Source organism: Halorubrum kocurii JCM 14978 (assembly GCF_000337355.1).
In the GTDB taxonomy this organism is placed as follows: domain Archaea; phylum Halobacteriota; class Halobacteria; order Halobacteriales; family Haloferacaceae; genus Halorubrum; species Halorubrum kocurii.
Genome location: NZ_AOJH01000002.1, coordinates 1 through 8,759, shown reverse-complemented (window position 1 = coordinate 8,759; position 8,759 = coordinate 1). Strand labels below are relative to the sequence as shown.

Below are 8,759 nucleotides of genomic sequence, written 5' to 3'. Positions count from 1 at the left end.
GCCGCTCGTGTGGACCTCGTCGCCGTCGACGACGGCGACAGTCAGTCCGCCCGCGTCGTGTTCCGCTAACGCGCGGGTGGCTGCGTCGTCGATGAGTGTATCCACGCTGGTCGTCTGTGTCGGTTCGGTTGAGCCGCTCACGAGCCCACTGGCCGCGACGGCGGTACCAGTGCCGACGGCAGCGGACCGCGAAAGGAATCGGCGTCGTGAGAGTGTGGAGGGCATCGGTGGCGGTGTGTCTGTGGGATGTCTCACGCCGTGGAGGGCGGAGCGAGTCGTCCGGTTGAGTTGTGTCGGAGTCGAGTGCGGTGATGGCGATCAGCCGGATATTTGCGTCGAGACGGTTATGCCGTCCGCGACGGGGTGGTACACGCGGCTGGCTCACACTGGGTTTTTGTCTCGAGTGCGATGGTGTCAAACACACATTAGCAATCCCACATGAATCTTATCCCGCGTGATTAGGAATTAAATCGACCAGACGAGCGCAAATGATCTCAGCAGGCGTCGGTGAGCTGTTTTCGATCCTGTGGCCAAGCGCGTACGCACACATCTACCATTCAAGGAGTCGTTTCTACATTCAAGGAGTCGTTTCGCAAACCGAGGCTCGCGTCGAGAATTCAATTCCCCTGTATCGCGTACAACACGGTACAGAGGCCGATAACTGTCACGAGGCCGCGCACTAGCAAGACCATCCCGTTCCCAGCGCCAATCATAGCGGCGAGCACGGCGGCCAGGTAAACCCCTGCCGTTAGCAGACCGATGCCGATGGCTAGCGATCGCATCTTCGTAGAGCCATTCCGTCGGTACCCACGGTAGGCCAGCATAGCGACAAACAAGCCAACGAGAGCAGTCAGGCCACGGGTCACCGACACCACACTGAGCGGTTCTATCACCAGCAAACTCACTGCGATCACCGCATCCCACCTCCGTACACGGTCCACAGGATTGTCCCTAACCCGAATAGCTCACAGCCACTGACGAGTACCGACCGACCGACGGCTCCGATGTCGGTCGCCGTCGGTAACCCGACGCGAAGCAACTCGGGTACCGTTATCAAGAAGATGAGACCGACTGCGAGCCAAAGCATCCCGCGATGGGACGGTCCTCGACGGTAACCACGGACCAGAACTACGGCGATCGTCAGCGACAGCGCTACCGAGAGCACGGAAAGGACGAGCACGCCGAGTGCGATGAACGGGTCAGTCCCAGTCGCATCCAACTGGAAGAGGAGCATCTCAGGACAACCCCTCGAACAGATCTGTGAAGCGGTCGGCAGGATCGGTTGTCGAGCGGGTCACTGCTACTTCGTAGCCCCCATCAGCGAACGTGACGGTGACAGTCTCGACTGTCGCTGCATACCGCTTGTAGTGATGACCGTCGGGGTCAAGCTCCTGGTGTTCGGTCACGAGGTCTGCGTCCTGTAACCGGTTGAGACGGCGGTACGCCGTCGCGTCGGACATCTCACAAGCCGTACAGAGTTCATCGACTGACATCGGTTCAAGTGTGAGGTGAGCGAGGATCGCTCGGGCGTACTCGTCGTCGAGTACCGCCAAGACGGTATCCTCGTCCTCGTCCATATGTATGCCAGACCCCGGTAATAGTAAAAAACCCGCCACAACTTCTGGGTCGGAAGCCGTGCCTAGGATGCTACTTGTACCCGTCCTCTTGAGTCGTATATGTCGTTACGATCGACGATTGACCGTATCCTCCCGACCACCCTCCACCAGAGGGTCTTCCAACTCCTCTGGCCGGTCTGGAACACTGAACAACACCGATTGCGTGCGCCACTTCGTGCGCTACTGCCGGCCCTGCTGACCTTCATTCTCCTCGGAATCCTTCAGACTGTGGTCCGATCCAGGTTCGAGCACCCCGTCCGGGAAGTCGTTGAACTGACTGGCATTGGCGTCATTCTCATCGGTGCAATTCTCCTCAGTGCACGAGTCATTGACCGACACCCGGTGAGTGAATTCGGGCTCTCGCTCGACCGAGAGTGGTGGCACTCATTCGCTGTTGGTGGAATCATCGCCACCGCAATCAACGGTGGGGCATTCGTAGTGTCACTCAGTGCTGGCTGGGCTACGTTCGTGGGTGTGATGCGCGGGTCCGGCGATCTACCGTTCGTACCTGCGATGGTGGTCGTATTCGCGTATATCGCCCTCGCGGCTACGTGGGAAGAGTTCATCTTCCGTGGTGCGATGTTGAAGAACTTTGCCGAGGGATCGAACAGGTTTGTTCCCCAGTGGATAGCCGTTGGCCTCGCAGTAACTCTCAGCACGCTCGTGTTTGTGTTTCTACACGGCGGAAAAATAACGAATCCCAGCCACTACGGGTACTACCTAATTGCTGGACTCGTACTGAGTGGCGTGTACGTGCTAACCGGTGAACTCGCACTCAGCATCGGCTTTCACGTGTTCTATAATTTCACACAAAGCGCGATATTCGGACTGGGACATTCACAGCAGACGCCGGAGCTCCTCGCCGTTAACATCGTCGGCCCACCGCGCTGGGTCGGAGAAGAGGGACTCGTCTTTGTCGGCTTCGCCATCCTCGGCGGCCTGGTACTGGTCGCGTATATTCGCCGGCGTCACGGGCCACTCGAACTCGACGACCGCGTAACCAGCTACACTGAGCGGTAACTCACACCAATCAGCATCTATGCCAACAGCATTCCCCTATCGCACCCCCATCGATCACACGCCGCGCGAACGCACTAATGTCGTCGTTGACGACGACCAGTCGAGTGACGTACTCCAGACGGTCTCCTCGGACACTGCACAGCAGATACTGACGACGCTTGACGATGAACCAGCGACAACTTCAGACATCGCTGAGGCTACCGGCACGTCTACCCAGAACGCCAAGTATCACCTCGACCGCCTCTGTGAAGTTGACCTCGTCGAAGCCGTCGATACGTGGTACTCTAGAAAAGGAACAGAGATGACAGTCTACGCACTCTCTGTAAAAGAAATAGTCGTTCAGTTTGGCGATCCCATCTCATAGACACGGCGGTGAATCACGAGGACTCAAATTGCGCTCACGACGGTGAACGAAGTAGCAAATCCGACCACTTTTACTCACTGGGTGACATTTCGGAAGTGCCGTAAACAGATGTAAGAAGGTTCGGATAAGTACAAATCCTCTTACCGTCTATCAGCGTCTTCGCATGTTTTATTACATCTGATTAGACACATTTGATCAGTATGGCCCTCCAACTCAGCCATGCGGTTAGCGACGGTATTCGACGGACAGTTTCTCGAACTGGGGGAGTCCTGTTTTTGGGATTCCTCGCCATCCAGTTTGGGCTTCAGATAAGCGCCAACAGCGCCGTATTGGGATTTCTCCCGCCAGAGGCAGCCGAACAGTTTAGCCAGAACGCCGGACTCGCGCTTCCGGTCTCCGGGAGCGCTGGGGTTGCTCTATTCGTCGCACTCACGGTCTTGAGCGCGGCGTATCTCGTCATCCTCTCGCGAACATTTGCTCAACCACTGAGTGAGATGTCACAGTTTCCTGCAACGTCCACGCGGCGACTCGGTCGGACCACGGTCTTCGCACTTGTTGGCGGGTTGATTATCACTGTCTCGATCATGCTTGGGACCGTTCTCTTAGTTCTTCCCGGATTGTTTCTGGCAGCCTCGTTCCTGTTTTTCATGTTTGCTGTCGCTGTCGAAGATCGCGGGATCATCAGTAGTCTCAAGCGGAGCTGGGGGTTGGCCCGTGGGTCCCGGCTCAAGCTCGGTATCCTCATAATTGTGACTGCACTCTTCAGCGGCGTCATCGGTGCGGTCTCGCCGTTGTTGACTCTTGCTGGTCTATCGGTTGCTGCCGATATTGTAACGGTCGTGCTCACAGCGGCGTTCTTCGTACCATACTACGCCATTATCGCGTCGGTGTACCTCCAGTTGCGAGACGGAAAGGACGCCCCGAACCGATCGACACAGAACCCGGCTGACGCGTCAGAAATTCCCGAACTCTAGCCGAGCCAAGGCGCGGGTTATCAAATTTTGGATAGTAAGAAAGATTTGAGCAGGTTTTGACAGAGGAATTAATTGATGGGAGAAGGAGTTAGGACTCTGTTGAGATACTCAACTGCTGATCGGTAGGAGAGGCTATGCTACATAGCAGGCGCGAGCCGATCTCAATATATCACGTTAACAAGACACAAATATAAGAAAGCTTATCATAACGTGTGGCCTCTACTGTCTGATTATGTGTTCAGAAAGACGCAACAGTCGCCGAGAGACGGCGCCAGGTGCGACCGTCAGCCGTCGGTCACTACTCGCAGCGAGCGGGATCGCTGCGGTTGGGTCACTCGCTGGCTGTCTGAATCGGGTTGCGTCGTCAGTGACGAACACGGGGTCGTCTCCGGCGGCAGTGTTCGCGGGCGTTGGTAGACGACCGGGTGCCGGCGCAGGGAAGGTCTCACTCGAACTGGCTCCCGAGAGCCCGCACGTGGCTCGGCTGACTCCGGCGCTGGCAGAGCGAGTGGAGTTAGAGGGATGGGTCACGTCATCTGCGGTGATGGCGCAGAATCACAATTCCTCGCGGAGTAACCGGACCCAACCGTTGACGCGTGGAGATGGAGATTCGGACGGGGATGGCGTGGGTGACGCTGATGAGGACGATGCGCTTGTCGCGTATCTGGGCGGCGAGCCGATCGTCGGTGAGCGGTTTACCGTCTGCTTGCCTGATGCGGAGGTTCCGGGTGTGAATGGCAGTATCCGTGAGGCGGTGACGCCGGAGCGACTCATTAGCTATCTAGGGGGCCAGTCAAACGGTGGCGGACGGGTTTACTCGTGGGGTTCGGCGAAGGCTGGTCCGGGGGGATCTGCTGGCTCTGGTGATTGTGATGATGGCGACCCAGATCGACACCCGGGTGCGGTGTGCGGGACGACGCCGCACTTCGTCGCAGAGGTATCGGGGCCAACGGCGACGGGCGGCAGCCTTGATGTCGTTCGAGCGGACGACGGGACCGTTGCAGTGATTAACTCGCCGCCGAACGCTGACGGCGGTCCGGCTGTCGTGCGGGTCTCCGCAGGTGGTGGGTCGGACGGACCCGAATCGTCGACTGAAGCGATCTACCAAGCATGGAGTGGTGCGTCGGACGGAGGTGGGAAAGCGACGTCAGAAATCTCCGAGACGATCGTGACGCAGGTGCTGGTCCAGCCGCCGGGATGCCCGCGCCCGTTCCCAGCGTTGTTCTACGTGGGGCGCGCGATGAGCGATGACCAACTTCTCTACTCTGGTGGGTGGGTTATCGACGACGCTACCCTGTACACAGATTCAGTGACGGTGCTGACGATGGCGGAATCGGCGCAAGTAGTGGGCATCGAGTGCTGTTTCGACTACTCTGCTGACGCAGATGGTGATGGCTTCGGTGACATGGTGGCGCGTGCAGGGCTGAGTGAGCGGTCTCTTCGAGGGGCACAGATAGAATCAGGGACGGTCAGTGCGCTGGTTGAGACCGGGACGCTTTCGGAAGATGGGGGTGGGAACGTGTACTGTTGGGGAAGCAACGAGTACTCGAAAGAGAACTCTGGGTCTTGCGGAGAGACTGATGGAGATGGCGGCGAAGTGATGGTAACGCACTGTCCGTTAGACGCACCGATACTTCACTTAGTGAATGCGGGAAGCGCGTCGAGTGACGTGAAGTTCAAAGCAGGGGCCGAGCTATCGAAATCGGTGAACTAACGATCCCGGCCCAGTGGCTCTATTGCTGTTCGACCTGCCCCAACGAGGGGATGATCGGTAGCTGACTATCCAAATTGGTATATAAATAGTGGCTCTGTTGAAATCCTTAGGAATTGATACAAACTATGTGCTAGATACAGAGGGTGGGACTTGTTTAGAATCACGACCTCATCGTTTTCGAAAGCCTGTCGATGAGCAATCCACCGGTCCACGTGCCATGACGAGGCTCCAGGGAGGGCTTCGAGTTCGGCACGCCGTTCTTCGGTAATTTCATCTGGGTTAGTGATCCCTAACTCACTGAACTGCTCCACTCGGTTTCTCCCGACCTGGACGAGATCAGTCAGTCGGCTCCCTAGCAGATGGCGAGTGTCGTAGAATTCGTAGTCAATTGACTCGTTCGAGGCGTCGATGGTGATGAGTGCGTACCTTCCAGGGTCGTCTACTCCGTCGTGGGACGCAATGTTGATCACCGTGCCGTACTCGAGGGTTTCAGCTCTGCCTCCGAATTGATGGCAATGACCACAGACGGTGACTGGGGGCTGGATGTCGTCTATGAAGCTCCTGACGGCCTTCGACCCGATATGTTGTTGCCCGAATCGCTTCCCGATATCGAGAATGCCGAAAGGAGGAGTGTGTGTGACAAGAATCGGAGTTCTGTCTTCACTCTCGCGGGTGGATCTGTCGAGACAGCGATTGAGTGTCTCGTTATCGAGTCTTTCCGCAATTCTACATAAGAGCGAGTCCGCTCGTCTCCGCCGTCCGCGGCAGTCGCAAGGCTAAAGCAGGCCCGTGTTAATACTTTATGTAAGAAACGCAGGTGTGAGTACCATAGAACAGTCACAAAATATACGCAAGGGCCTCTCGACTCGAGAAAGTCGACTCCTTGCACGACTCGCTGGCGCGGGTCACCAAATCATCTCCGTCGACGACATCGAGACGACGCTGGAGGTCCCCCCAAACACCGCCCGCGAGATCGCCTCCCGGCTCACCGAGAAGGGCTGGCTCGACCGGCTCTTCCCGGGCACGTATCTCATCGTTCCACTCACTGCCGGCGAGGAGGCCGTGTACACCACCCACGAGTACCTCATCGCTGCCCACGTCGCCGAGCCGATGTACATCGGCTACTACAGCGCCCTCAGCCACCACGGGCTGACCGAACAAGTACCTCGGACGGTGTACGTCGTCACGCCGACCCGAGCGCAAAGCACGGAGATCCACGGCGTCCCGTACCGCGTCGCGACAGTCACCGAGCGGAAATTCTTCGGCTTTGAGCCGACATCGGTCGAGAGCACGACCGTTCAGGTCAGCGACCTGGAGAAGACGCTGGTCGACTGTGCGGACCACCCCGAGTTCTGTGGTGGCCTTCGAGAACTCGTAACCGCGATGCGCACCGCCGACGACCGGGGCTGCGACTGGGACACCGTCGGCGAGTACCTCGAACGCCTCGACAACGGCGCTGCAACCAAGCGGATCGTCTACCTCGCCGACCAGCTCGGCATCGACCTCCCCGCCCGCGAGGAACTCGTTGCGTCGTTCACAAGTGGCTACTCGCTGCTGGACCCGACGCGGCCCGACACCGGATCGACCGACAGCACGTATCGCCTCCGAATCAACGTCGAGCCAGCCATGCTGGAGCCGACGGAGTCCTGATCACGATGATCAGTCAGGATCGTCTCCGGATCCGCGCTCGCGAGCTGGGCGTTCGGCAAGGGTACGCCGAGAAGAACTACGTCAATTCGTGGCTCCTCTGGGGCATCTTCACAAGCAGCTACGGCGACAATCTCCTGTTCAAAGGCGGGACCGCGCTGTCCAAGCTGTATTTTCCGCAATCGTGGCGATTCTCGGAGGACCTCGATTTTGGCGTCAAAGGGGAGTACCAGGGGTCCAAACAGGAGCTCCGAGCGGTCCTCGATACGATTGCCGACCGCTCTGGCATCGAATTCGAGATTCGCGAGCACCACGAATCCCAGCAGGACCACTACCCGACCCACTACGTCGACATCAGCATTCAGTACCGCGCGTCCTCAACCACCCCAACACGACCAGCATCGACGTGATGGTCGACGAGCACGTCGCCTTCGACCCCGTTCAGCACACTCACGCGTACGAAGATGTGCCCGAATTCGATCTCCAGGCGTACAGCGTCGAGGAGATCTTCGCCGAAAAGCTCCGAGCGATCTACCAGCGCGGAGCCGCCCGTGACTACTACGACCTCTATCAGCTGCTCGAAACCGATTCGGTCGCGATCAACTTTGTCGACGTGGGGCCCGCCTTCGACGCGAAGTGTAAACACGATGGGCTCACCGTTGATCTGAACGACGGACTCCCGGACGAGCAACAAGAGATGATCCGCCACCAGTGGGAGACCACGCTGCCGGACCTGACCGGTGATCCGCCGGCGTTCGAAATGGTCTGGGAGCAGTTGGACACGGCGATCTCCCAACAGGGATCGCCGTAGGCAACGGCCGATGTCGGTGTCGATGACTTCAGCCTGTGACGGGACGAGATCTGATTAACCAACAAATCTATGCCGGTACGCACTTTGTTGGTTAACAGGAGGCGACCGCTGATGTCCTACGAGCCACCGACGCCGCCAGCGGAACTCCCGACAGACCTCGTCAATACGCTCAACGAGTCCTCTTCTGAGCAGCTCCAGCACGTTGCCCGCTACGCTGAAGAGCTAGCTGAGCACAAAGCTCGCGAGGCGCGTCTCGAAGAGGACTCAGATGAAAGCGAAATCGAAGAACGCCCCGACGATCTGCCGGACGACGTCCCGGCGAAGGCCACGATCACGATCAAGGAGATTAACGACAACCGCTACTACTACTGGCAGTGGCGAGAAGGCGAAAAAGTGCGTTCCCAGTATAAAGGCCCCGTCAGTCCCGACGAGTAGACGGTGGTGAACCGTAGGTGGGTGTTTGTTCAGCGCAATTAGTAGCAGAAAGCTCTGTTGACTCGATGGAAACGCTGCTACCCTACGAGAGCGTGAAACAAGATATGGGGCGCAAGAGACCGACCTGGATTTCGTGCCACAGAGCACGTTTTGTTGACTGGTCCGTGTGCGAAAGAAG

The 8,759-nt window shown here is 58.0% G+C and carries 10 protein-coding genes and 1 pseudogene; 7 read left to right on the top strand and 4 right to left on the bottom strand.

All coding sequences use genetic code 11. From position 1 onward, the window contains the following. Positions 1–617: 617 nt before the first annotated feature. The 3 genes from C468_RS19390 to C468_RS00380 all read right to left on the bottom strand — a co-directional run bounded on the left by C468_RS19390 (position 618) and on the right by C468_RS00380 (position 1,577). Positions 618–824 (bottom strand): DUF7521 family protein, encoded by a 207-nt coding sequence (locus C468_RS19390; RefSeq protein ID WP_449272005.1) that lies wholly within the window; start codon positions 822–824, stop codon positions 618–620. Positions 825–910: 86 nt separating this feature from the next. Next, the gene (locus C468_RS00385; protein WP_008846871.1) at positions 911–1,234 is read right to left on the bottom strand and encodes a hypothetical protein; all 324 of its coding nucleotides are present in this window, start codon (positions 1,232–1,234) and stop codon (positions 911–913) included. A 1-nt stretch (position 1,235) separates the two neighbouring features. Further along, complete coding sequence (locus C468_RS00380) at positions 1,236–1,577, bottom strand: winged helix-turn-helix domain-containing protein (RefSeq protein WP_008846870.1); 342 nt, start codon at positions 1,575–1,577, stop codon at positions 1,236–1,238. A 99-nt stretch (positions 1,578–1,676) separates the two neighbouring features. On the opposite strand from C468_RS00380, the gene C468_RS00375 reads away from it, so the two are divergent. From C468_RS00375 to C468_RS18890, 4 genes are all read left to right on the top strand, one after another. Further along, positions 1,677–2,636: a CPBP family intramembrane glutamic endopeptidase gene (locus tag C468_RS00375; protein WP_008846869.1), complete on the top strand. Its 960-nt coding sequence runs from the start codon at positions 1,677–1,679 to the stop codon at positions 2,634–2,636. A gap of 19 nt (positions 2,637–2,655) precedes the next feature. After that, positions 2,656–3,000, top strand: coding sequence for an ArsR/SmtB family transcription factor (locus C468_RS17135; protein WP_008846868.1), 345 nt, complete (start codon positions 2,656–2,658; stop codon positions 2,998–3,000). 200 nt (positions 3,001–3,200) lie between these two features. Next, entirely contained in the window at positions 3,201–3,974 is a 774-nt protein-coding gene (locus C468_RS18895; RefSeq protein ID WP_008846867.1) for a hypothetical protein, read from the top strand. Positions 3,975–4,599: 625 nt separating this feature from the next. Then, the gene (locus tag C468_RS18890; protein WP_241430949.1) at positions 4,600–5,688 is read left to right on the top strand and encodes a hypothetical protein; all 1,089 of its coding nucleotides are present in this window, start codon (positions 4,600–4,602) and stop codon (positions 5,686–5,688) included. A gap of 65 nt (positions 5,689–5,753) precedes the next feature. On the opposite strand, the gene C468_RS19245 is transcribed toward C468_RS18890, so the two are convergent. Beyond that, the gene (locus C468_RS19245; protein WP_343122409.1) at positions 5,754–6,305 is read right to left on the bottom strand and encodes a hypothetical protein; all 552 of its coding nucleotides are present in this window, start codon (positions 6,303–6,305) and stop codon (positions 5,754–5,756) included. Between the two features lie 202 nt (positions 6,306–6,507). On the opposite strand from C468_RS19245, the gene C468_RS00365 reads away from it, so the two are divergent. From C468_RS00365 to C468_RS00355, 3 genes and pseudogenes are all read left to right on the top strand, one after another. Then, positions 6,508–7,338, top strand: coding sequence for a type IV toxin-antitoxin system AbiEi family antitoxin domain-containing protein (locus tag C468_RS00365; protein WP_008846865.1), 831 nt, complete (start codon positions 6,508–6,510; stop codon positions 7,336–7,338). Between the two features lie 5 nt (positions 7,339–7,343). Then, positions 7,344–8,146, top strand: a pseudogene (locus tag C468_RS19265) (nucleotidyl transferase AbiEii/AbiGii toxin family protein). Positions 8,147–8,257: 111 nt separating this feature from the next. Next, positions 8,258–8,581 carry a hypothetical protein gene (locus C468_RS00355; RefSeq protein WP_008846864.1) on the top strand — a complete coding sequence of 108 codons (324 nt, stop codon included), beginning with the start codon at positions 8,258–8,260 and terminating at the stop codon, positions 8,579–8,581. The last annotated feature ends 178 nt before the right edge of the window (positions 8,582–8,759 follow it).